Origin of the sequence: Kiloniella litopenaei, from assembly GCF_000982415.1 — a bacterium.
Taxonomy (GTDB): domain Bacteria; phylum Pseudomonadota; class Alphaproteobacteria; order Kiloniellales; family Kiloniellaceae; genus Kiloniella; species Kiloniella litopenaei.
Genome location: NZ_LANI01000005.1, coordinates 124036 through 148907, shown reverse-complemented (window position 1 = coordinate 148907; position 24872 = coordinate 124036). Strand labels below are relative to the sequence as shown.

Below are 24872 nucleotides of genomic sequence, written 5' to 3'. Positions count from 1 at the left end.
AGAAATAGAAGAATTTTAAAAATTTGTCAACGATGTTCCTTCAACCCCCCCCAAACAAAAAAAAGGGCCGGAGGAAAAACCTCCGGCCCTTCTATTCGCAAGGAAGTAAGTTAATTAGTTCCAGCTTTTAACAAGCTCGTCATAATCAACTGTTTCACCCTGTGGTTTCTCGTTCGCCAATTTGGCTTTTGGAGAACCAGGCTGATTCAGCCAGTAGCTGGCTTCTTTTTCTTCGTTCAGCTTAGGACCACATTCGCCCTGTACGCCTGCGCGTTCCAGACGGCCAAGAACTTTATCCTGAGCTGCTGCAAGTGAATCCATTGCTTCCTGTGGTGTTTTTGCACCAGAGCTGGCATCACCAATGTTCTGCCACCATAGCTGTGCAAGTTTTGGATAGTCAGGAACGTTGATACCTGTTGGTGTCCACTGAAGACGGGCAGGTGAACGATAGAATTCAACCAAACCACCAAGCTTCGGTGCACGCTCTGTGAAAGATTCGTGCTGGATATCACTTTCACGTACGAAAGTCAGACCAACGTGACTTTTCTTCAGAGAAACAGTTTTGGCAACAGTGAACTGCGCATAGAGCCAAGCCGCTTTACGACGATCAACCGGTGTGGATTTCATCAGAGTCCAGGAACCCGCATCCTGATAACCAAGCTTCTGGCCTTCTTCCCAGTAAGGACCGTGTGGAGAAGGAGCCATACGCCATTTTGGTGTACCATCTTCGTTAACAACCGGTAGACCGTCTTTAACCATGTCAGCTGTAAAGGCTGTGTACCAGAAGATCTGCTGGGCAACAGCACCTTGGGCAGGAACCGGGCCAGCTTCACCAAAAGTCATACCAGGTGCTGATGGTGGAGCATAAGCTTTGAGCCAATCAACATATTTGGATACGGAATAAACAGCAGCCGGACCGTTTGTCGCGCCACCACGTGAAACAGAAGAGCCTACCGGGCTACAACCTTCCATACGGATGCCCCATTCATCAACCGGGATACCGTTTGGAATGTTTTTGTCACCAGCACCAGCCATGGACAGCCACGCATCGGTGAAACGCCAGCCAAGTGATGGATCTTTTTTACCGTAATCCATGTGACCGTAAACAGGCTTACCATCGATTTCTTTGATGTCATTTGTAAAGAAATCAGCAATATCTTCATAGGCAGACCAGTTAATCGGAACACCCAGGTCATAGCCATATTTAGCTTTAAATTTGGCTTTGATATCTGGATCAGAGAACCAGTCATAACGGAACCAATAAAGGTTAGCGAACTGCTGGGCAGGTAGCTGATAAAGCTTGCCATCTGGACCAGTCGTGAAGGATGTACCAATGAAATCACCCAGATCAAGATCAGGGTTGCTTACATCCGAACCTTCCCCGGAAATCCAGTCAGAAAGCGGCACAACCTGTTGGTAACGATAGTGCGTACCAATCAGATCTGAATCGTTGATATAGGCATCATAGATGTTTTTACCGGACTGCATTTGTGTCTGCAGTTTTTCAACAACATCACCTTCACCGATCAGGTCATGATTAACCTTGATACCTGTGATTTCATAGAAAGCCTTTGCAAGAGTCTTTGATTCGTACTCGTGCGTTGTAATGGTTTCGGAAACCACATTGATTTCCATGCCTTTGAAAGGCTCAGCGGCTTTTGCAAACCACTCCATTTCTTTCATTTGGTCAGCTTTAGACAAAGTCGATGGCTGAAATTCATTTTCTATCCAGTTCTTAGCAGCTGCTGCATCCGCATGGGCTGCACCAGTTGAGAGAACCAAAGCGACGGCTGTAAGAGCGCCGCCAATATAACGGGACTTCATTATTATATCTCCCTGTTGCTTCATTCAGTAAACGAGTTTGCCTCGTCACCCCACATTGCCCTCTAGGTGTTTACACCCATCTAAAAACGATGAATGCGTAGACAGCGCTTACGACGAGGGCTCCCCACAATTGGATATCTGACATCAGAAGCCAACCGAGGTGAATAAAAGCACTGCCCAGTAGTGTGATAAACAATCGATCCCCACGTGTGGTTGGAATATTAAGAATTCCAACCTTTTCCCTTTCGGGGAATTTGATTGCCAATATCGTCATAACAACAAGTGTTGTTGCAATGATGATAAAGAAAGTAGCCGTTGGCCAAGTCCAGGCCATCCAGTTCAATTCCATGATACGGACTCCCTTTTAAACCCGGCCCAGGGCAAAGCCCTTGGCGATGTAGTTACGAACAAAATAGATCACCAGAATTCCTGGTATAATCGTCAGTATCCCGGCAGCTGCCAGCACACCCCAATCAAGACCTGATGCAGACACCGTCCGTGTCATGGTCGCAGAAATTGACTTGGCATCAACAGAAGTCAGCGTTCTTGCCAACAGCAACTCAACCCATGAGAACATGAAGCAGAAGAAGGCTGCCACGCCAATTCCCGAAGAAATCATCGGTGTGAAAATACGGGTAAAGAAACGCGGGAAGGAATAGCCGTCAATATACGCGGTTTCATCAATTTCACGCGGCACACCGGACATAAATCCTTCGAGGATCCACACAGCCAATGGAATGTTAAACAGACAGTGTGCCAAGGCGACAGCAATATGCGTATCAAACAGTCCCACAGCTGAATAGAGCTGGAAGAACGGCAAGGCAAAAACCGCAGGCGGTGCCATTCTGTTGGTCAAAAGCCAGAAGAACAGATGCTTGTCGCCCATGAAATTATAGCGCGAGAAAGCATATGCCGCAGGCAGAGCAACCAACAGGGTAATGACCGTGTTCAACACCACATAGATCGTTGAATTTATGTAGCCGTTATACCAACTGGGGTCAGTGAAGATCACCATATAATTGGCAAAGGTCAGATCCTGTGGCCAAAGGCTAAAGGTACTCAGAATTTCCTCGTTCGTTTTCAAAGACATGTTTAGCAGCCAATAGATTGGCAACAGCAAGAAAACGATATAGAGAATTGTGACGAGAGCTTTGGTTTTCATAGCTTAGGACTCCGCTCTGTCTAAATAGCTCATCACTGTGAAGAATACCCAGCTGAAGAGCAGAATGATTAAGAAATAGACCAATGACATGGCCGCAGCAGGCCCCAGGTCAAACTGACCAATTGCCATTTGAACCAAATCAATCGACAGGAAGGTTGTCGCGTTACCCGGTCCACCGCCCGTCACAACAAAAGGCTCGGTATAGATCATAAAGCTATCCATAAAGCGCAGCAGAACGGCAATCAGAAGCACACGGTTCATTTTCGGCAACTGGATAAAACGGAATGTCGCCCACTTGCTGGCACCGTCAATCCGGGCTGCCTGATAGTAGGCATCTGGAATGGACTGTAGACCAGCATAACAGAGCAACACGACAAGTGATGTCCAGTGCCAGACATCCATGACAATGAGGGTTACCCAGGCATCAAGTGCATTTTGCGTATAGTTGTATTCAATACCCAATCCATCCAGAACAGCGCCCAGAAGACCGATATCAATACGGCCAAAAATCTGCCAGATCGTTCCCACCACGTTCCAGGGGATAAGCAGTGGCAAGGCCATAAGGATCAAACAAAATGGCACCCACAGACCTTTTTTCGGCATCGCCAACGCAATGGCAATACCAAGCGGGATTTCGATAGAAAGGATAATAAAAGAGAACAGGAACTGACGCCCCAACGCCCCATGGAAACGGTCAGAACGCAGAACTTCCCGGAACCATTCAATACCTGCCCAGAAAAATTCATTATTCCCGAAGGTATCCTGAAATGCATAGTTAACCACTGTCATCAAAGGAATGACTGCAGAAAACGCCACGATTAAAACAACGGGAAGAACAAGCCACCAGGCGCGGTTATCGGACCATTTATTCATGATCAAGCCTCCTCTACCAAATGGCTGTTCGCATAAAGATTTACATGCGTTGGATCGACAACAAGCCGCGCACCATCAGTTGGAACTTCATCTTCTTCGTTGACCATCACTTTAAATTCGTGATCTTCAAGGCGAACGCTCGCAACCTTAAATCGACCGAGGTCTTCTACCTTTTGAATAGAAACGGTCGGACCGGATCCTTCGCGTGAAAGCGACAGGAATTCCGGACGAATGCCAACCTCTAATGAAGCACCTTCTGGAATGTTGCTCAGGCCCTGTTCCATAGCGAAAGCATGATCGGCAACCATTGCCTGTTTGCCATCAACATGGCACGGCACCACGTTCATCCCCGGCGAGCCGATGAAATAGCCCACAAATGTGTGCTTTGGACGTTCGAACAGCTCTTCAGGTGTTCCCATCTGAACAACGGCGCCATCGTACATAACAACAACTTTATCAGCGAAAGTCAGGGCTTCGGTCTGATCGTGTGTCACATACACCATCGTGTAGTTAAAGCGCTTGTGCAGGTGCTTAAGCTGAGAGCGCAACTGCCATTTCAAATGCGGGTCAATGACCGTCAACGGTTCATCAAACAGTATCGCTGACACGTCGGCACGAACCAGACCGCGTCCCAGAGAGATCTTTTGCTTGGCATCTGCGGTAAGGCCACTGGCTTTACGCTTGAGGCTGTCGCTCATTTCAAGCAGTTCAGCGATTTCACGAACCCGCCCGTCAACCTCACTGGCACCAACGCCGCGATTGCGAAGCGGGAAAGCCAGATTGTCATAGACAGTCATGGTGTCGTAAACCACAGGAAACTGGAAAACCTGTGCGATGTTGCGGTCTTCAGTTGCCTTATTGGTAACAGCTTCTCCGTCAAAGAGAATTTCGCCATGTGTCGGCTTCAACAAGCCAGAGATAATATTCAGAAGCGTTGTTTTACCACAACCAGATGGACCAAGCAGGGCATAGGCTCCACCATCTTCCCACACGTGATTAAGCTCTTTAAGGGCAAAATCCTGAGGCTCCTGAATGTGCGGCATATAGGAATGCGCCAAACCGTTCAGTTCAATCTTCGCCATTACGCTTGCCCCCCGGCTGTACCCCAGGGACCCGCAACCAGCTTGCCATTGGTATCAAAAACAAAACACTTGGACGGTTCCAGATAGACCTCGATATCACTATCGATTTCAACTTCCTGTACACCGTGTGTCAGGCTGACCCAACGCTGATCGGCGAAATCCACATGCACAAAGCTTTCAGATCCGGTGATTTCTGTAACCGCAACCTTGGTCTTAAAAGGAATCATATCCGGGCCACTGTCGATGTGTAGATGATTTGGGCGGAAACCCAATGTGTAATCACCATCACGAACCTGAGACAATACACCACTGGCCTGCGCAGAGAATTTCTCGCCGTGACTGACCACACCGCCTTTGATACTGACAGGCAAGGTGTTAATCGGCGGGTCCGAGAACACATCAGCGGTCAAGAGATCACCCGGGTTACGATAGATATCGATTGTCGGCCCGAATTGTGTAATCCGACCTTCGTGCAAAGTCGCGGTGTTACCACCTAACAACAATGCCTCGGTCGGTTCCGTTGTCGCATAAACGAAAATTGCACCCGTTTCTGCAAAAACCCGGGGCAATTCTTCGCGAAGCTCTTCACGTAACTTGTAATCAAGGTTCGCCAGCGGCTCATCCAACAGAACAAGATCCGCGCCCTTAACCATCGCCCGTGCCAAGGCAGTACGTTGCTGTTGACCACCTGAAAGTTCAAGCGGTGTCCGATCCAGCATCGGTTCCAGCTTCATCATTGCGGCAGCTTCACGAACCTTACGATCAATCTCGTCAGCCGGAGCGCGGGCAATGCGTAACGGAGACGCAATGTTCTCGTACACAGTCAATGCCGGATAGTTAATAAACTGCTGGTAAACCATGGCAACATTGCGATCTTGAACCCGAACGCCTGTTACATCGATACCATCAAAGGAAATACGCCCCTTGGTCGGCTTGTCCAAGCCGGCCATGAGCCGCATCAAGCTGGTTTTACCCGAAAGAGTCGGTCCGAGAAGCGTATTTAGCGTACCACGTTCCAGACTGAGGTTTGCCTCAGCTATGTGTACTTCGTCTCCGACCGTCCTCCAGATATTCTCTAGAGATAACGTCATTTCAACCCCACGAAACTCAACTAAAAAGTTGGTTTTGTTTTTCTATTTTTGCTTAGCTGGCTTGTGCCAGTTTTTTAATATTCAGCGCCATCCATTCAGATAGTGCTTCCTTGTCTGCTCCCTTGATTCTCAGTCCTAGTTTGCTTCGACGCCACAGTACATCGTCCGCTTTCTGCGCCCATTCGTGGATCATCAGATAACGCACTTCTGCTTCATAAAGGTCAGCTCCGAAATTCTGACCTAAATCCTCTAGCGACGTTGCATTGCCAAGTAAAAGCGAATAGCGAGTTCCGTAACTCCGTATCAACCGCTCCGCATGGCTTTTTGTTATAAACGGATAGTCTTTTAGTAATTTAGAAACTTGTTCAGTTGCCTGCTCACAAGGGAAGTCGCCCCCAGGAAGGGTAGCGCCCTGAGTCCAAGCTCCCCCAATTTCGGGGAAAAATCCAGCAAGTTTTTCAATCGCATGTTCTGCAAGACGGCGATAGGTGGTAATTTTACCGCCAAAAATATTCAGCGCAGGGGCGCCATCAAGTTCATCAACCTTGAGAACATAGTCGCGTGTTGCTTCCTGAGCCTGGCTCGCACCGTCATCATAAAGCGGGCGAACACCGGAATAGGTGTGAACAACCTGGTTGGAAGAAATCGATGTTTTGAAGTAGCTGTTGGAAAGACGGCAAAGATATTCAATCTCGTCCTGAGAAATCTTCACATCAGCAGGATCACCCTGGAAATCTTCGTCAGTGGTGCCGATCAGCGTGAAGTCTTTTTCATAGGGAATAGCAAAAACAATACGCTTGTCATCGTTTTGGAAGATATAGCAGCGATCGTGATCAAAGAGCTTTGGCACCACAATGTGGCTACCTTTGACCATTCGAATGGAGTGGTTTGAAGAACTCTCCATTTCCTCGTTCAGGAACTTGGACACCCATGGGCCAGAGGCATTTACCAGGACTTTGCCCTTGATGACCTGTCGCTCACCATCGTTGGTATCTTCACAGGTCAGATTCCAGATGCCATCTTTAACCTTGGCATCAACACAACGGGTACGACAGTGAATATCTGCGCCTTTATCCCGCGCATCAATAGCGTTCAGTGCCACTAAACGCGCATCATCAACCCAGCAATCAGAATATTCAAAGCCCTTTGCAAAACCTTCTTTCAACGGAGATCCCGCTTCGTCGGTTTTCAGGTTCAGGCCGTGACTTGCTGGGAGTTTCTTGCGCCCGCCGAGATTGTCGTAGAGGAAAAGGCCAATGCGAATAAGCCAGCCGGGACGTTGGGATTTATTGTGCGGTAAAACGAAACGAAGCGGCCAGATAATATGCGGCGCCATTGCCCAAAGGGTTTCGCGTTCGATCAAAGCTTCGCGAACAAGCCTGAACTCATAGTGTTCGAGGTAACGCAATCCACCATGAATAAGCTTGGTGCTTGCAGAACTCGTTGCCTGTGCCAGATCACTTTGCTCTACAACGCATACAGAGAGCCCACGACCCGCAGCATCTCTTGCGATTCCACACCCATTAACGCCACCACCAACGATGACCAGATCATACGTCTGACCGCTCACATTACCTCCCCGACACAGCACTTGCAGATACGCCGTACTGTATTATTCGAATCTTTCGAAACCACTTTCCTTTTGGTTTCGTTTTGAACGCTATTCGAAGATTTCAAGGTTCGCAAGTGAAAATTTTTATTACATTTTTATGACAGCTCAGATTCAATAAGCCGGATACCGCTATCCCTACAGATTTTCCTCAAGTTTTCGGATTCAAGGCGGTCTGTGACAAAAGTATTAATTTGATCAAATTCGGCCACGCGAACAGGGGCGGTTCGTTTTAGTTTCATTTTATCTGCACACAAAATGACATGGTGTGCGTTGTCAATTATGGCCTGGGCAACTTTCGCTTCCCGCAGATCGAAATCAAGCAAAGACCCGTCGTCATCCACGGCAGACGTTCCAATAATGGCAAAATCCACTTTGAATTGCTTGATAAAATCAACAGCCGTTTCGCCCACGACCCCACCATCTGAACGACGAACCATTCCCCCGGCAATAATCACATCAATAGAGGGTGCAGGGCGTAATATATTGGCAACATTAATATTATTGGTAATAACCAACAAATCTTTCTTGCTTAACAAGCACTGTGCAACTTCTTCGGTTGTTGTGCCGATATTGATAAAAAGAGAGCAATTGTCAGGCACCAGATCAGCAGCCGCAGCACCAATGCCTCTTTTTTCATCCTTGGCAATCATCCGTCGCGCGTCATAGCGCAAATTTTCGACACCTGCCGCAAAGACAGCACCGCCATGGATTCTTTTCAATATGGCCCGCGCACATATTTCATTGAGATCTTTGCGTATGGTCTGCAGCGAAACCTCAAAACGAGTGGCAAGCTCTTCGACCAAAACACGCCCTTCCTCCCGCGCAAGCCCAACAATTTCACGCTGTCTGGGATTGAGAGTATCCATTTTTATTCCCCCGAACTCATTTATTATTATATATTGATTACAGTTTAAAATGACTTCAAGAAAAACGAAAGAACAAAAGTTTCGCTTTATCGAAAACGAAACTTTTGTCCCTCGATTAGCCACCTGCAGGTACTTACCACCCCACATCAGGACTTAATGATGACCAAAGTTATAGATAACTATCACTTTCTACTCTCCCCCTGGAGTTACCTCGGCATTAAACAATTTAACGCCGTTGTGGCTAAACATAGCGCCGTTGTGAACTACAAACCCATATCTGTTATGGACACATTTGAGGCTATGAGGGGAACGCCCCCAAGTAAACGCCACCCATCACGCATGAAATACAGAATGGTTGAGCTAAAACGCTGGTCCAAGCACTTAGGGGTTCCCATAAACTTTGAACCTGCCTTTTGGCCAGCCGACCAAACCCTCGCCGCCCAAATGATCTATGCAATACAAGAAGCAAGCGGTAATGCTGGCCCCTTTAGCGATGCCATTCTGACCGCCGTCTGGGCTCAAGACCGAAACATTGCCGATGAAGTAACGCTTGCAGAAATTGCACGTGACTGTGGTTTTGACCCAAACACACTTATTGCACAGGCCAAAAGTGATGCCATGGCTCAAGTCTATCGCAACACGACACTAGAGGCTCATAAGCGAGATGTCTTTGGCTCTCCGACTTATATTTATAACGATGAAAACTTTTGGGGACAGGACCGTATCAATTTTCTGGATCAAGCCCTGGAAAATTAACTCACTCCAGCTCAATTCATCCAATGGTGAAAAGACCATTCCAATGTATTTCACCATTGGATTTAAATCGCCCGAAGCTTTATGCTTTACCGCGCCGGAACATAGCCGAAAAATCAGCCGGCCGCACAGCGCCGAGCAACAACGACAATAGTGCATAGACAAGAAGACCAGCGCCAATCAGCACCGAAAGCGCCGCAACTTTTTCGTAAAGCGCACCATCAAACCATGGGCGCACCCAACGCATTCCAGACCACAACACACCACCCATAACGAGGGATGACGCCAAGATTTTTGGTAATCTTGAAATAAATCGACCATCAAGGCTCAGGTGGCCCTTACGCACCAACACAATCCAAAGCATCAAAACATTCACCCAAGATGAAATCGCAGTTGCCAGTGCAATTCCGACATATTGGATAAACTGAAAAAGCACCAAACTGAGTGCTATGTTTAGAACAATAGATACCAACGCCAAACGGAATGGCGTTACCGTATCTTCCCGCGCATAAAAAGCAGGTTGCAGAATTTTCACCAGTACATAAGCCGGAAGCCCAGCCGCATAGGCCATAAGTGCTATCGCAGTAGCGTCACTTGTTTCACGGCTAAACAACCCCCGCTCGAACAACGTCACAACAATAGGCCAAGGCATCACAATCAGGGCAATCGTAGCTGGTAACGTCAATAACAACGCCATTTCCATGCCCCGGTTCATGCTGTTCATTGCCCCCTTTTGGTCATCCGCTTTTAACTTTCGAGCGAGTTCGGGCAAAAGAACAACACCAAAGGCAATTCCTATCATACCCAAAGGTAATTGGTAGACACGTTCAGCATAATAGAGGAAAGAAACACCAGCTTCCTGAAATGTCGAAATCATCGTACCAATAACAACATTAATCTGCATGGCACCCGCCGAGAGTACACCAGGAACCATACGTCGCATTAAGGTCTTCACGTCACTGGATAGTCTTGGCAGTCTCATTCTCATGTTCAAGCCAGCACGCTTAAGCGAAATATACAACAAAAGCATCTGACCAAACCCAGCGGCACTTACCGTCCACGCCATCGCCCGTCCGGGATCTGCTACTCGTGGAACAATTAGAACAAGGGTAATAATGAAAAAGACGTTGAGTAAAATAGGGGCCGCCGCCGCTGCTGCAAAACGTCCCAAAGAGTTCAACATGCCAGAAAACAGCGCAACGATGACCATAAAAAACAAATAGGGAAAAGTGATCATGTTGAGCTGCTCGGCATAAGCCAGCTTTGAAATAAATTCGCTCGGAATAGCCAGAACGGTATCAAGTCCGTCGGCTTTAAGATTTATGGCTTCCTGCGTTGAGACCTTAAGAGCCCAATCTTCAAACCCCGGTGCAAGCGCGTAGGTAACCCATGGCATTGACGCCATCGCACCAAAGGTCAACAACAACATAAAGGTAAACATAACCGCATGAGTTTGCTCTGCAAAAGTCTGGGCAGCGTCGCGTCCCTCGGCTTCTACCTTGCCAGCATACAGAGGGACAAAAGCTGCATTAAAAGCGCCCTCGGCAAACAAACGACGAAATAGATTCGGTAATCTAAAAGCAACAAAGAAGGCATCGGCAATTGGTCCCGCACCCAAAAAAGCAGCGACAAGGATATCACGCACAAACCCGAGAATACGGCTTAACCCTGTAAAGCCGCTCACTGTTGCCAGATTACGAACCAAAGACATTCAGATACTCCACATAGAACTCACAAAGGGAGTTTCTCTTCCTGTTAAACTCTCCCCCATGTTCACACTCTTTGTAGAGGAAGCCGTTCTAATTTGGAAGGGAATGATTTTGCAAAGGGGAAGACCATGCACAGAAACGATAAAGCTGATCTATACAAAGGGCTTTCTATAATCTTCTCTAGTTTATTTTAATCTGAAAGAGGTGTCCCAAACCCAATATCAATATAATCCCTTTGATTAACCTTGCTATAATTCAACTGTTTGTCAGGGCTTTGATGCCACTCAATATTTTCAAGCACATCGTCAATGAAGACCAGAAAGTGATAATCCCCACTATCGGAACAAAGTGGATAGCCAACCGATTCAGAAATATGTACCAGTCCTGATTGATACCTGCCTTCCAGAATCACCCGCATGCCACAGGGAAAAGAAGCCACTTTGTAGAGCTCGTTATAGGCAGCATCCCGGCGATCTTCTGCGACAAACTCAACATAATCCCGCCCTGTAGGATCAAACCCAAGACGATCAACAATTCCCGTACCAGCAAGTCGTAACAACGATTGTCCGGGTTTACTCAGATCATGTATCAGAATGTGTGATAAAATATCTTTAATTGCAGCTGGATTAAAATCACTTTTTTTAGGAACAGTTTGGCCACAGGAATATTTCAACTCCCACCAATAGTCATGCAAACGCTGACAACGCGGACTTGTAAAACCCAGTGACGAAACGGATTTCATGCCTTTAACTCACAGCTAAACTGACTTACTTACGACAGTTTAGCCCACAGAGAGTTAATCAAGCATTGAGCACTTCAAGTAATTTTTTTTGTATGTTTTTCACTTTTTGTTCTGACGACACCTTGTCGCCCAAAGCAGACTGTACATAAAAAACATCGACCGCACGAACACCATAGGTCGCAATCCGCGCTGAATGAACCAACAAACCAAGCTTGGTCAGGGCTTGGGTCAGAAAGTAAAGTAATCCGGGGCGGTCCTGACCATTAATTTCCAAAACAGTATAACTTTCACTCGCTTTGTTATCGACCAGCACGCGTGGTTTAACTTTCAATGCCTTGTGCACCCTGCTTGGCAATCTGGTCGGAAGATTCTTAAGGAGTTTTGCTGTTTTCAATTCGCCCGTCAGGGACTTTTCAATCGCCGTTTCCAGCGTTGCCAAACGCTCTGGATCATTAATTACGGTCTTGGTCTGGGCATCAGCAATATAAAAGCTATCCAATGCCATCCCGTTTTTTAGGGTATGGATGGTTGCCCCCTCAATAGAGGCGCCGGATACAGCCAAAGCACCCGCAACCCTGCTGAACAAGCCCGGATGGTCCGCGGTATAGATTGTTACCTCTGTAATCTGGCGATAGGTATCAACACGAACTTCGGATGTATAAGGAGACTTATCATTTTCAGCCTTGCGAATTAATTCCGCCCGACGTTTCTGGGTTTCTGTGTCTGTCGAAATCCAATAGGACACGGTTCCAAGCTCCAGGTGCTTCGCAACATCCTGAGCAGGCCAATGAGAGAGCTCTTTTGTCAAAACTTCCCAAGCTACCTGAATTCGTCTTTCTTGCCCTTCTGCGGCCAGCCCACCAGATAGAAGCTCTTCGGTGCGCCAGTAAAGATCGCGTAATAACGCTGCTTTCCAAGCATTCCATACATTGGGTCCCACTGCCCGAATATCGGCAACTGTTAACACCAGCAATAACCTTAATCGTTCCGGAGACTGAACGATTTCGGAAAAGTCCTGGATCGTTTTAGGATCATCAATATCCCGTGAGAAAGCTGTTTCACTCATGGTTAAGTGATAACGCACCAACCACGAAACAGTTTCCGTTTCCTCTGGCGTTAACCCCATACGAGGACAAATTCTCTGTGCTATTTTAGCACCTTCTTTCGAATGATCCCCCTTTCTTCCCTTGGCAATGTCATGCAGGAAAACAGCCACATAAAGGACCTTACGAGATAGAATTTTATGCACGACCTCGCTGGCAATCGGGGCTTCCTTCTTAAGAGCTCCCTTTTCGATCTGGTGTAAAATTCCCACCGCGAACAAAGTGTGCTCATCTACCGTATAGTGATGATACATATTGAATTGCATCAAGGCGACAACACGCCCGAAATCGGGAACAAAACGCCCTAAAACACCGGACTCATTCAATCGACGCAATGTTTTTTCAGGATCCTTGGGCGAGGTAAGAATATTCAAAAACAAACGACTCGCTGCACCGTCTTGACGAACACTCTTATTGATCAAACGTAATGACTGGGTAATTTTCCGCAACGCCGCAGGATGAATATCCAAATCGTGCTTTTGAGCAACATGGAAGATACGTAACATTTCCACAGGATTTGTTTCAATGGAATCGTCTTTGCGAAAAGTCAGACGATCCCCCTCTAGCCGGAATTTTTCGATGGAACGTTTGCGCTTTAAAAAGGGGAGAGGCAAACGAAATCCAGATCTTCGGTTATGTTCAGCTTCCAAGGCCGCACAGAAGATACGTGTTAAGCCACCGACCTCTTTCGCAACAATGAAGTAATGTTTCATCATCCGCTCGACGCCCTTGGTTCCTGCATGATCAGTATAGTTCATCCAATCAGCAAGATCGCGCTGTACATCAAAAGACAAGCGTTCTTCAGGTCTATTCGTCAGATAATGTAATGCACATCGTAGGGACCACAAAAATGACTGTGCTTTGGCAAACTGTCGAACTTCCTGTTTGGTAAAGATTCCCCTTTCAACCAAACTGGATATGTCATCAACCTGATAGATAAATTTCGCAATCCAGAACAGGGTATGTAAGTCTCTTAATCCGCCCTTACCCTCTTTGATATTTGGTTCCAACGTATAACGGGAACCGCCGACTTTTTTGTGGCGTTCACTTCGTTCTTTGAGTTTTTGTTCGATAAATTCCGCCCCGTGTCCAGAACGAACAACCCGGTCATAAGTCTTTCTTAACTTGGTATAGAGAGCATCATCGCCACAGAGATAACGAGCCTCTAAAATAGCCGTGTTAATCGTCAAATCCGAAAGTGAGCTCCGAATACATTCCTTCACATTGCGAACGGAATGTCCCACTTTGAAATTAAGATCCCACAGAAAATAAAGCATGGCCTCAACCACTTGCTCGGTCCGGGGGACACTCTTGTAAGGCAACAAAAATAATAGATCGACATCAGATTGAGGAGCTAACTCGCCTCGTCCATATCCCCCAACAGCCACAACAGCAAAGCTTTCACCCTTGGAACGCGACCCAATTGGATATAGTTCTTCCTCTACAAATTTGAAAACCAATTTCAAAATTTGATCAACCAGGAAACAGTTCGCACGAACAACCATTGTCCCAGACGATTTTTTATCAAAACGTCTGCGAACCTCAGCATGGCCTGCTTGCAAAGCATCACGCAAAAGCGCCAGGACTTTATTACGCTTGTCCTGGCTTTTCTCATCAGAAGCACAAATAGTCGCTATCGCGGCTTCAAGCTTGGAAGCAGGAAAAATAGCCGTCTTACTTTTTACGTCTTGATGATACGCATAATCGAGAGATGTTATCGGCATGCCGTCCTGTTTTTATAACATGTGTTGTTATCTGATATTCTCTGGACCTTTAACTTTTAAAGACCAAGGGGCCTATTCTTGATCAACCGCTTTAAGCTCATAAAGTAAATCCAGTGCCTGACGCGGTGTCAAATCATCCACATTTATTTCACTTAGTCGTTGATCAACCACAGAAACTCCCTTCTCAACGTCAGCTTCCGCCGTTGTCGTCGGCAAACTGGCAAACAGAGGTAAATCTTCGGCAAGATGTGTTAAATTTCCAGCCTGACCGTCCTTTTCCAACGTCTCCAAAACCTGCTCGGCACGGGTAACGGCAGCAACCGGCAATCCCGCCAGTTTTGCCACATGAATTCCATAGGACCGATCAGCGGCCCCATTGGTGACTTCGTGCAGAAAGACAACTTCCCCCTTCCATTCCTTGACTCGCATGGAATGACAGGAAAGCGACTTAAGCTTTGATGTCAGACTGGTGAGTTCATGGTAATGGGTCGCAAACAAGGCACGTGATTTATTGGTTTCATGCAAATGTTCAACACAGGCCCATGCAATCGACAAACCATCGTAAGTCGCTGTACCGCGTCCAATTTCATCCAGAATAACCAACGACCGTTCTGTCGATTGATTCAAAATGACCGCTGTTTCCACCATTTCGACCATAAAGGTAGATCGCCCGCGAGCGAGATCATCAGCCGCACCAACACGACTGAATAATCGATCAACAGATCCTATATGCGCAGATTCCGCCGGCACAAATGACCCCATCTGTGCCAGAACCGCGATCAAGGCATTTTGCCGGAGGAAAGTCGATTTACCCGCCATGTTAGGCCCAGTAATCAACCACAAACGCTGTTGATCTTCTAAGGTACAGTTATTGGCGACAAAGGGCCCTTCAGAGGTTCTGGACAGGGCAGCTTCCACAACGGGATGACGACCAGCAACAATATCAAACGCCAGACTGCCATCGACCTTGGGACGGTTCCAACGCTCGCTGACAGCCAGCTCCGCCAAGGCAGCATTAACATCCAGCTCTGCAAGCGTACGCGCCGCCAAAGCTATCTGATCAGCTTGCTCTATCACCTTGGCAATCAAATCATCATAGAGTTCCAGCTCAATAGCCAAGGCCTTGCCCGCAGCACCGGAAATCTTTTGTTCTAGATCAGAGAGCTCAACGGTGGTAAAGCGCATCGCAGAAGCAAGCGTCTGACGATGAATAAATTCCGACTCAGCATCAATGTTAACCTTGGATGCATTTGTCGAGCTGACTTCAATAAAATAGCCCAGAACGTTGTTGTGTTTAACTTTCAGGCTATTAACACCTGTAATTTTGGCATATCGGGCTTGAAGACCAGCAATCAATTTACGGCTGTCGTCACGCAGTTGCTTATACTCATCCAGCTCAGGTGAAAAGCCCGCGGCAATAAAACCGCCATCCCGGGCAAGCAACGGCAAATCGTCCAGTAAAGCGCGCTGGAGCACATCGCAAAGTTCGCGGTGGTCACCCAAATTCTTAATACAGTTTTTGATACCTTCGGGCAGACTATCAGGCTGTACCCCGCTCAGTATCGACTTTAATCTGCCCGCTTCGTGCAATGCATCGCGGATACCAGCAACATCACGTGGTCCCCCTCGTCCAACGGTCAAACGGGAAAGACCTCGTTCAATATCGGGGCACTGCCGAAGACTTGCGCGCAAATCCTGTCGAAGGCCATCTTCTTCGACAAACCATGACACCATGTTCAAACGATGGGAAATCGCTTCGGGTTCTGTCAGAGGGGCGGCAATACGCGACCCCAGTAACCGGGCGCCAGCACCTGTAACTGTCCGGTCAATGGTTGCGAGCAGACTTCCCTTGCGCCCACCCGTCAATGCCTGTGTCAGCTCAAGGTTCCGTCGCGTTGCCGCGTCAATTTCCATAACCGCATCACTGCGCACCCGTTTCGGGGATGACAAGCGGGGGAGTTTACCCTTTTGCGTGAGCTCAACATAATCAAGTAAAGAGCCCGAAGCAGCGACTTCAGCCCGAGAGAATTCCCCAAAAGCATCAAGTGCCTTTATGGAAAAGACATCCTCCAAACGTCGACGGGCATTTTCACTATCAAATCGCGATGATGGCAGGGGCGACAGAATAGATCGCCACTCATTCACCACATCGGCCAGCTCTTCACGCAAGAACAAACGTTCCGGTAACAAAAGCTCGCCGGGGTTCAGCCGTGCCAAAGCTGCAAGAAGGACACCATTGATATTCTTTTCAGAAGCTTCCAGCGGTTGCGTGTAAAAATCCCCAGTGGACATATCCAACCAGGAAAGACCATAGTCACCCGCCGCATCCGTTAAAGCAGCCAGATAGTTGTGACTGCGGGCATCGAGAAGTTCGTCTTCTGTAATTGTCCCCGGCGTAACAAGACGGACTACCCCGCGCTTTACAACGGATTTTGCTCCACGCTTTTTGGCTTCGGCCGGGTTTTCCATCTGTTCGCAAATCGCGACTTTAAAGCCTTTGCGAATCAAGCGAGACAAATAACCTTCTGCCGCATGAAAGGGCACACCGCACATCGGGATATCATCACCTTTGTGATGTCCCCTTTTGGTCAAGGTGATATCCAAAGCTTCAGACGCCTGCACCGCATCTTCAAAGAAAAGCTCGTAAAAATCACCCATGCGATAGAATAATAAAGAGTCTGGATGATCCGCTTTAATCTCTAAATATTGCGCCATCATTGGCGTTACTTTTTCAACTGACTTTGCTTTTGATGCGGTCTTGTCTTTTAATTTAATCTGGTCTTTTGGTTCGATCTGGTCTTTTTCCGCAGACTGCTTCTTGACCGTCGAATTCGGCAGAGAATGCTCAGCCTTTTTGCTTTTCACACGACCTGAAAGCACAGTGGATGTCGTATCTTGATCTTGGTCGCTAGATGCGGTCGTTATTATTTCAGTCACAGAAAGACAATACTCTAAAAAAGAAAACAGGGTGGGGAAAATAACACACTCACATTGCCGAGCAAAGAATGCTTACTCTATTTTCAATTTAAAATTTCTGGGTTGTCTCTGGACTATCTCTGGGCTGTCAGGGACTCAGTTTGCCCGCTTTTTCACACTCATATCTGTACGCTTGGATGGAAAGACCAAAGTAACTTTAGTCCCTTTGTTAAACTCACTTTCTAAAATGAGTTCGCCATCGTGTAATTCCATCAAAGTTTTAGATAAAGGTAGCCCTAAACCAGTGCCTTCGTGTTGACGCGTAAGGTGGCTATCCACCTGAATAAAAGGCTTAAGGACTTCTTTGATTTTTTCCCTTGGAATACCGATCCCAGTATCTTCAACCGAGATAACTATTTGGGTTTTCTCGTTCAGCCATGCAGATAAAACAACCTCTCCGCCTTCGGCCGTGAACTTCACCGCATTACTCAACAAGTTCAGTAACAGTTGTCGCAACCTGGTGTTATCCCCGAGAAGATAAGGGCAATCGGGACTAACGTTTGATTTCAGCGTTATATGGTTACGTTCAGCACGATTATTGACAATTTTCAGGCAAGCAGACACAGCCTCTTCAATATCAACAACTTCTTCAACCAGACTTAGCTCACCCGCTTCAATCTTTGACATGTCGAGAATGTCGTTGATAATTTCCAACAACAACGACCCACTGCTGTATATATCCTCTGCATAGGCCTTATAGCGCGGCTCCTCAATCTTCCCGAGCATTTCGTACTTGATCATTTCTGAAAAGCCGATGATCGCATTCAAGGGCGTGCGCAATTCGTGGCTCATATTCGCCAGGAAGTAGGTCTTGGCCCGATTAGCCGCTTCCAACCCTTGCACATAAATCAATTGCTGCTTTTCGTGCTGTTCCAACTTATCAATCATTCGGTTGTAACCTTCAATAAGGTCGCCAACTTCATCTTCTGATTTTACCGGAATTTTATGGCGAAGTTCCTGCTTGTCAAAAGACGCGAAACCTTGGCCAAGATCCTGTATTGGTTTGATTAAATATCGTCGGGTTGCAAAGAAAAGAACCCCGGACAGACCAAAAACCAACAGGATACCCTCGGGGATTTCATCAACAAAATTGTTCCATAACTTTGTTTTTATATCCGTGTAGGCAACAACAAGAATAAATTTACCTATCTTTCGGTTAACAAAAGGATCTTCGTAGACAATATCAAGAGTATAGCTTCTATGAGTTTGTAAAATTTTATCAGCAACTTCCTTTTTCGCTATCAAGTTATCCTTTTCGTCGTAGACCTCGGCCCTGTAAACTTCGGAAAACTCAACGAGACTACCCAAATGGGAATCAATCGCTTCCAGGTCAAAATTCCAAAGATACCCTGAAACAACATTGGCCTGGGTCGTTGCCAGATTCTGCCACTGTTCGGAAACCATGGTCTGCTCTTCTTCGAAATCCAGATAGCTATCAACAAAGGATTCGACCATCGTGGCGATAAGAACAGCAGGGACAATAAGGTATAATAATTTGGCATTAATGGTTTTTGCAGGTTTAAACATCGGCAAAATCCACAAAGGCACTTTGTTGATCAATTGGACACTCAATAAAATTTAACGCTAAGAACCCCATCATCAGGGCTTTATATCGTCGTGAAAGAGTCTGCATAAATATTCCGAGCCAATGCCAAGTAATTTATCAACAAAGATTAAATGCTTTCTTCTATCCACACTCAAGAGAAGATCTTTTCAACAATAAGACAGAATTACTTAACTCTCTCTTATCAAAACGCGATTTGCTTATTTCTTTTACCCTTATTTCGCGTTGGTGAAAACAATGAGCGTCACATATTGCTAATTTAATTAGCTCAACAGGGACTTTTTTGAACAATTTCTCTTCCCATTGGCTTTTTTGCAATGCAGTATATCCCCAAGAACCGCTTAACAGGTTTTATTCATATCAAAAAAAGACCTAAATCACCCTGATGACGACACTTATTTATTCTAATAGCGGAGAGCAGACTCGTGCCTAAGCACAATTCCCGAACCACCGACGCAGATGCGCTGGACTTTCATGCCTCGGGACGTCCCGGAAAACTGGAAATCAAGGCAACCAAACCCCTCACAACACAACGAGATTTATCCCTCGCCTATTCTCCTGGAGTTGCCGTACCCTGTTTGGAAATCGCCAAAAACCCGGCAGCAGCCTACGACTACACCGCCAAGGGAAACCTTGTTGCCGTAATTTCAAACGGTACTGCTGTACTCGGACTTGGTAACCTTGGTGCATTGGGGTCAAAACCAGTGATGGAAGGTAAAGCCGTTCTCTTCAAACGCTTTGCCGATGTCGATGGTATTGATCTTGAGGTTGATACAGAAAATGTTGACGAGTTTGTCAACTGCGTCCGCTTTTTGGGCAAATCATTCGGTGGCATCAATCTGGAAGATATCAAGGCCCCGGAATGCTTTATCATCGAACAGAGGCTGCAAGAGCTTTTGGATATTCCGGTTTTCCATGATGACCAGCACGGAACAGCAATTATCGCCGCAGCCGGTCTGTTAAGCGCGATTGATATCACTGGCAAAGACCTAAAGAAAATCAAGATGGTGGTAAACGGTGCGGGATCCGCGGGTATTGCCTGTACTGAACTTGTCAAAGCACTGGGTGTTCCCCATGAAAATATTTTGCTTTGTGATACAAAAGGCGTGATTTACCAAGGGCGCGAAGAAGGCATGAACCAATGGAAATCTGCCCACGCTGTGCCGACAGATGATCGTACTCTGGAAGATGCGATGAACAGCGCCGATGTGGTTTTTGGCCTTTCTGTTAAAGGGGCATTTACCAACGACATGATCAAAAGCATGGCGCCAAACCCAATCATCTTTGCCATGGCTAACCCGGACCCTGAAATTACCCCGGAAGAGGTCGCTAAAGTCCGGGATGATGCCATTATCGCGACCGGACGTTCCGATTACCCGAACCAGGTTAACAACGTTCTCGGCTTTCCTTACATCTTCCGTGGCGCCCTTGATGTCCGCGCATCCAGCATTAACATGGAAATGAAAGTAGCTGCGGCAAAGGCCTTGGCCGAACTGGCACAAGAGGACGTTCCCGACGAAGTAGGCAAGGCCTATGCAGGCAGACAACTCAAATATGGGCGGGACTACATTATTCCGGCCCCCTTTGATCCTCGCCTTGTGGCTGTTATCCCACGGGCCGTTGCTGAAGCTGCAATGGAAAGTGGTGTTGCCGGTAAAAATATCGAAGACCTTGATGCCTATGAACGCGAACTTTCTGCCCGCCTGGACCCGGCGGCAACAACCTTTATGCGTATTGCCCAAAAAGTCCGCAGTAATCCAAAACGAGTTGTCTTTGCCGAAGGTGAAGAAGAATCAGCCATTCGCGCGGCAGTAACCTATTACAATGCCGGCTATGGTACGCCACTATTGGTTGGACGCGAAGAAACCATCAAAAACACGATGCAACGTCTCGGTATCAATGGCGACTTTATCGAAATTCATAACGCCAGTATTTCCGAACATCGTGAACGCTATACCGATTATGTATACAATCGCTTGCAACGCAAAGGTAAGCTCTATCGTGATTGCCAACGCATGGTTAATCAGAACAGAAATATCTTTGCATCCTGTCTTGTAACAGATGGTATTGCAGATGCCATGGTTACGGGTCTCACCCGCAGCTTTGCAGTATCACTTGATGACGCTATGCGGGCTATTAACTGCAAACCGGGCAAACGTGCCATGGGTATGTCCATGATGATCATCGATGGAAAGGCGATATTCGTTGCCGATACATCTGTGAACGAAGTTCCATCATCCGAACAACTAGCTGACATCGCTGTTCAGGCGGCTTCTCATGTTCAGGCAATGGGCTATGAGCCACGCGTCGCCTTTTTGAGCTTCTCAAACTTCGGCAACCCGACACGCGAGACGACAACACGGATCAGACGTGCGGTTTCTGTACTTGATACCATGAATGTCAGCTTCGAATACGAAGGCGAAATGCAAGCCAATCTCGCATTGGATTTTGAGCTTCAACAAAGGCTGTTCCCCTTCTCTCGCCTGACAGGACCTGCAAATATTCTGATCATGCCTGCGCTGCATTCTGCAAACATTACAACCAAACTAATTCAAAAGGCTGGCGGCAGCACGGCGGTCATCGGTCCTATGTTGGTTGGTCTGGAAAAACCCGTACAGATCGTTCCTATGGGGGCAACCGTCACTGATCTGGTAACAATGGCGGCACTTGGCGCCTATGAGTCAATTACAAATGAGATGGAAGAACCTTTTCTCTGATTTAAAAAATTGACGTTATTTGTTACGGTTTCATGAAATGCACAGTGGCTTCTGGATTTGAACAACCAGAAGCCACTGTTTTAAAACGATTTTCATAAGCGTCTTCAAACTGTCATGAAGGCAAGTTAAGTATAACCGGAAACACTATCTAACTTTTCGTATTACTTGCTAACACAATCGGGTCAACATGCCAGTTCGCCAGGACAAATATAATCGACTATTTACGTCGTCTCTCATTTTATCATCCCCGACCATTGCCGTCCTGTTTGCACTCGTCATTCTTCATCTGATTGCATGGCAAGCAGCCTTAATATCGGGTCTACTGATACTGGTTGGCACAGGCTATATTCTGAATAGCCACTACAGTCATGTCGAACGCCTTAAAGAATACATTACTGCCCTTCGACAACTGAAAGGTCGCGATACCCTACCTGAACCACCATCTGCGGTTGGCAGCTTTCTGTACCCAGAGCTAAATTCGACCTTGTCTCGAATGGCCCAGGAAAGACAGCAATACAGACGCCAGCTTGAAGATGTCACGGATGGAAACGAAGCAATACTGCGTTCTCTGCCTGATCCCCTGATCATGCTAGGAAGCAAACGAAAGATTATTCGAGGCAATCCCGCCGCCGAAACAATATTCGAAGATCAGTTAGCCGGAAAAGAGCTTTCAACAGTCTTGAGAAACCCATCTATCCTCAACACCATTGACGAGCTGGAAAAAAGCCAAAAAGACATTTCCAGGTTTGTTGACTTCAAAATCCACGGAAGAGTTGAACGCTATCTCCAGGCACGAATCGCCCGCATGCCCGAACAAACCTGGGATGGCACAAAAGTTATTATCAGTCTTCACGATCTCACCTCGGCAAAGCGCGTGGAACAGATGCGGGAAGATTTTGTGGCAAACGTCAGTCATGAATTAAAAACGCCACTAGCGAGCCTTATGGGATTCATTGAAACGCTCAAGGGACCAGCCAAAGACGATCCAGATGCACAGCAAAAATTCCTCAAGATCATGCAAGATCAATCAGAACGCATGTCGCGCCTTGTTTCTGATTTATTGTCATTGTCAAAAATCGAGCTATTAGAACATACACCACCAACAAGTGTGACCGACCTAGGTGAAGCCATCACAACAATTATTGAAGGCCTGCACACCCAGATTGAAAGTAAAAACATTACCATTCGCCGTGATATGGATGACGTTATTTCCGTTCTTGGCGATCTGGAAGCATTGACACAAGTCTTTCAAAACCTTCTGGAGAATGCGGTTAAATACGGACACCAAGGTACAACCGTGACGATTCGTTGTAAATCATATGGCCCGGGAAGCCAGGGTATGCGACGCCTTGGCAGACCTTCCGTGGCAATATCTATCATTGATCAAGGCGACGGCATTCCCCGCGAACACATACCGCGCCTGACAGAACGTTTTTATCGTGTTGATGCCGCAAGATCACGAGAACTCGGCGGCACAGGCCTCGGCCTTGCTATTGTAAAACACATCGTCAACCGTCATCGCGGTGTTCTAACTATCGACAGTGAAGTTGGACGTGGATCAACATTTACAGTTTACTTACCTCAAGCAGCGATTACAGAGGGACAACGCAAACCAATTAATATCAACGAAGTTAATTTCTGACCCTAGACATTCTTGATAAAGATTGGGTTATTTAACAAAAGCTTCAAATTAAGAGATCCCGGAATTTTCTTGGGATCTTTTTTATTTTTAAAAATATTTTCTTATATATTAATGACTTAAACTAAATATATTTTAAACTTACTCGTTTTTTCACCTAAACATGAGTAACAAAACTGTCACAGTAGAGTCACAGAACTATAGCTCTAGCCCGATATGTTTTGCCTCGCCGAATGATCGGCAGCGCATATTATCCCAGTGGCAGTAAAAACAGTTCACACCAAGGGGGATCCCGGAAAACCGGGAATGCGTACCTTGAGATTTATTAACGCTATATAGCGGAGACATGAACGTGATTAAAAAAGTTCTCACTGCGACAGCACTAGCTGGAATGATGATGGCAGTAGCTGGCGCTGCTCAAGCACGCGACCAGATCCGCATCGTCGGTTCTTCTACAGTTTTCCCATTCTCAACAACAGTTGCTGAAACATTCGGTAAAACAACCGGTTTCAAAACTCCAGTTGTTGAAAGCACCGGTTCTGGCGGTGGCATGAAGCTTTTCTGTGCAGGTGTTGGCGTTGAACACCCTGATATCACAAACGCTTCTCGTCGTATCAAAGCTTCTGAATATGAAAAATGCACCAAAAATGGTGTTTCCATCACAGAAGTTAAAATCGGTTTTGACGGTATCGTACTTGCAAACTCTAAACAAAGTGACCGTCTGACTCTTACGAAAAAACAGATCTTCATGGCCCTTGCCAAGCAGGTTCCTGTAGACGGTAAGTTGGTTGACAACCCATATCAGAAATGGAGCGACATCGACCCAAGCTTGCCAAACAGCAAAATTGAAGTTCTTGGCCCACCACCAACATCCGGTACACGTGATGCATTTGTTGAGTTGGCAATGGAAGGCGGCGCAAAGAAATTTGAAAGCCTGAAAGCCCTTCGTAAAAGTGACAAAAAAGCGTTTAAAGCAATCGCTCACACACTCCGCGAAGATGGTGCCTATGTTGAAGCTGGCGAGAATGACAACCTGATCATTCAAAAGCTTGAAGCCAATCCACAGGCTCTGGGTGTTTTCGGTTTCAGTTTTCTTGACCAGAATGCTGATAAAGTTCAGGGTTCCATCGTAGATGGCGCTGAGCCAACATTCGAAAACATCGCTGCTGGTGATTACGGCGTATCCCGTTCCCTGTACTTCTACGTGAAAAAAGAGCACGTAGGTTCTGTACCTGGTATCCAAGAGTTTGTTAACGCTTTCACAAACGAAGATGCTTGGGGTGACGAAGGTTACCTTGCTGACAAAGGCCTGATCCCGCTTCCTGCGGCTGATCGTGAGCAGGTTAAAAACTCTGCCCGTGGTCTTCAATCTTTGAGCATGTAAGCTTATAAAGACTAATCTGGAAAGCTGGCGGTTTGTTATCAAGCCGCCAGC

At 46.7% G+C, this 24872-nt stretch carries 17 protein-coding genes; 4 read left to right on the top strand and 13 right to left on the bottom strand.

Annotated features, from left to right (window positions below; translation table 11 throughout):
• Positions 1-114 precede the first annotated feature (114 nt).
• The 8 genes from WH95_RS08835 to WH95_RS08800 form a co-directional block, all read right to left on the bottom strand.
• Entirely contained in the window at positions 115-1824 is a 1710-nt protein-coding gene (locus WH95_RS08835) for an ABC transporter substrate-binding protein (protein WP_046505766.1), read from the bottom strand.
• A gap of 70 nt (positions 1825-1894) precedes the next feature.
• Positions 1895-2173 carry a DUF2160 domain-containing protein gene (locus WH95_RS08830; protein WP_085902566.1) on the bottom strand — a complete coding sequence of 93 codons (279 nt, stop codon included), beginning with the start codon at positions 2171-2173 and terminating at the stop codon, positions 1895-1897.
• A 15-nt stretch (positions 2174-2188) separates the two neighbouring features.
• Complete coding sequence (locus WH95_RS08825) at positions 2189-2986, bottom strand: carbohydrate ABC transporter permease (RefSeq protein ID WP_046505763.1); 798 nt, start codon at positions 2984-2986, stop codon at positions 2189-2191.
• A gap of 3 nt (positions 2987-2989) precedes the next feature.
• Positions 2990-3859, bottom strand: coding sequence for a carbohydrate ABC transporter permease (locus WH95_RS08820; protein ID WP_046505761.1), 870 nt, complete (start codon positions 3857-3859; stop codon positions 2990-2992).
• A 2-nt stretch (positions 3860-3861) separates the two neighbouring features.
• Positions 3862-4941 carry an ABC transporter ATP-binding protein gene (locus tag WH95_RS08815; RefSeq protein ID WP_046505759.1) on the bottom strand — a complete coding sequence of 360 codons (1080 nt, stop codon included), beginning with the start codon at positions 4939-4941 and terminating at the stop codon, positions 3862-3864.
• On the bottom strand, positions 4941-6032 hold the full coding sequence (locus WH95_RS08810; RefSeq protein WP_046505757.1) for an ABC transporter ATP-binding protein: 1092 nt from the start codon (positions 6030-6032) through the stop codon (positions 4941-4943). Before WH95_RS08810 ends, WH95_RS08815 begins: the two co-directional genes overlap by 1 nt.
• A gap of 52 nt (positions 6033-6084) precedes the next feature.
• Positions 6085-7602: a glycerol-3-phosphate dehydrogenase gene (glpD, locus tag WH95_RS08805; RefSeq protein ID WP_046505754.1), complete on the bottom strand. Its 1518-nt coding sequence runs from the start codon at positions 7600-7602 to the stop codon at positions 6085-6087.
• Between the two features lie 137 nt (positions 7603-7739).
• Positions 7740-8510, bottom strand: coding sequence for a DeoR/GlpR family DNA-binding transcription regulator (locus WH95_RS08800; protein ID WP_046505752.1), 771 nt, complete (start codon positions 8508-8510; stop codon positions 7740-7742).
• 156 nt (positions 8511-8666) lie between these two features.
• Between WH95_RS08800 and WH95_RS08795 the strand changes: the two genes are divergently transcribed.
• Positions 8667-9266, top strand: a complete 600-nt coding sequence (locus WH95_RS08795) for a 2-hydroxychromene-2-carboxylate isomerase (protein ID WP_082114063.1) — start codon at positions 8667-8669, stop codon at positions 9264-9266.
• A 79-nt stretch (positions 9267-9345) separates the two neighbouring features.
• Here WH95_RS08795 and murJ read toward each other — a convergent pair whose 3' ends face one another.
• The 5 genes from murJ to WH95_RS20535 all read right to left on the bottom strand — a co-directional run bounded on the left by murJ (position 9346) and on the right by WH95_RS20535 (position 19044).
• The gene (gene murJ, locus WH95_RS08790) at positions 9346-10974 is read right to left on the bottom strand and encodes a murein biosynthesis integral membrane protein MurJ (protein ID WP_046505746.1); all 1629 of its coding nucleotides are present in this window, start codon (positions 10972-10974) and stop codon (positions 9346-9348) included.
• A 188-nt stretch (positions 10975-11162) separates the two neighbouring features.
• Positions 11163-11714, bottom strand: a complete 552-nt coding sequence (locus WH95_RS08785) for a PAS domain-containing protein (protein ID WP_046505744.1) — start codon at positions 11712-11714, stop codon at positions 11163-11165.
• 58 nt (positions 11715-11772) lie between these two features.
• On the bottom strand, positions 11773-14541 hold the full coding sequence (locus WH95_RS08780; protein ID WP_046505742.1) for a [protein-PII] uridylyltransferase: 2769 nt from the start codon (positions 14539-14541) through the stop codon (positions 11773-11775).
• A gap of 72 nt (positions 14542-14613) precedes the next feature.
• Entirely contained in the window at positions 14614-17259 is a 2646-nt protein-coding gene (gene mutS / locus WH95_RS08775) for a DNA mismatch repair protein MutS (protein WP_046506152.1), read from the bottom strand.
• A 354-nt stretch (positions 17260-17613) separates the two neighbouring features.
• Positions 17614-19044 (bottom strand): sensor histidine kinase, encoded by a 1431-nt coding sequence (locus tag WH95_RS20535; protein ID WP_052741888.1) that lies wholly within the window; start codon positions 19042-19044, stop codon positions 17614-17616.
• Between the two features lie 462 nt (positions 19045-19506).
• Here WH95_RS20535 and WH95_RS08765 point away from each other — a divergent pair, with 462 nt between their 5' ends.
• From WH95_RS08765 to WH95_RS08755, 3 genes are all read left to right on the top strand, one after another.
• The gene (locus tag WH95_RS08765) at positions 19507-21798 is read left to right on the top strand and encodes an NADP-dependent malic enzyme (protein WP_046505740.1); all 2292 of its coding nucleotides are present in this window, start codon (positions 19507-19509) and stop codon (positions 21796-21798) included.
• Between the two features lie 187 nt (positions 21799-21985).
• A complete protein-coding gene (locus WH95_RS08760; RefSeq protein WP_046505737.1) occupies positions 21986-23440 on the top strand; it encodes an ATP-binding protein in 1455 nt (484 codons plus the stop codon).
• Between the two features lie 343 nt (positions 23441-23783).
• Positions 23784-24821, top strand: coding sequence for a PstS family phosphate ABC transporter substrate-binding protein (locus tag WH95_RS08755; protein WP_046505735.1), 1038 nt, complete (start codon positions 23784-23786; stop codon positions 24819-24821).
• Positions 24822-24872: the final 51 nt, after the last annotated feature.

Coding starts and splice junctions, on each gene's coding strand:
- WH95_RS08835 (WP_046505766.1), bottom strand. CDS start 1,824: ATGAAGTCCCGTTATATTGGCGGCGCTCTTACAGCCGTCGCTTTGGTT.
- WH95_RS08830 (WP_085902566.1), bottom strand. CDS start 2,173: ATGGAATTGAACTGGATGGCCTGGACTTGGCCAACGGCTACTTTCTTT.
- WH95_RS08825 (WP_046505763.1), bottom strand. CDS start 2,986: ATGAAAACCAAAGCTCTCGTCACAATTCTCTATATCGTTTTCTTGCTG.
- WH95_RS08820 (WP_046505761.1), bottom strand. CDS start 3,859: ATGAATAAATGGTCCGATAACCGCGCCTGGTGGCTTGTTCTTCCCGTT.
- WH95_RS08815 (WP_046505759.1), bottom strand. CDS start 4,941: ATGGCGAAGATTGAACTGAACGGTTTGGCGCATTCCTATATGCCGCAC.
- WH95_RS08810 (WP_046505757.1), bottom strand. CDS start 6,032: ATGACGTTATCTCTAGAGAATATCTGGAGGACGGTCGGAGACGAAGTA.
- WH95_RS08800 (WP_046505752.1), bottom strand. CDS start 8,510: ATGGATACTCTCAATCCCAGACAGCGTGAAATTGTTGGGCTTGCGCGG.
- WH95_RS08795 (WP_082114063.1), top strand. CDS start 8,667: ATGATGACCAAAGTTATAGATAACTATCACTTTCTACTCTCCCCCTGG.
- murJ (WP_046505746.1), bottom strand. CDS start 10,974: ATGTCTTTGGTTCGTAATCTGGCAACAGTGAGCGGCTTTACAGGGTTA.
- WH95_RS08785 (WP_046505744.1), bottom strand. CDS start 11,714: ATGAAATCCGTTTCGTCACTGGGTTTTACAAGTCCGCGTTGTCAGCGT.
- WH95_RS08780 (WP_046505742.1), bottom strand. CDS start 14,541: ATGCCGATAACATCTCTCGATTATGCGTATCATCAAGACGTAAAAAGT.
- mutS (WP_046506152.1), bottom strand. CDS start 17,259: ATGATGGCGCAATATTTAGAGATTAAAGCGGATCATCCAGACTCTTTA.
- WH95_RS20535 (WP_052741888.1), bottom strand. CDS start 19,044: ATGTTTAAACCTGCAAAAACCATTAATGCCAAATTATTATACCTTATT.
- WH95_RS08760 (WP_046505737.1), top strand. CDS start 21,986: ATGCCAGTTCGCCAGGACAAATATAATCGACTATTTACGTCGTCTCTC.
- WH95_RS08755 (WP_046505735.1), top strand. CDS start 23,784: ATGAACGTGATTAAAAAAGTTCTCACTGCGACAGCACTAGCTGGAATG.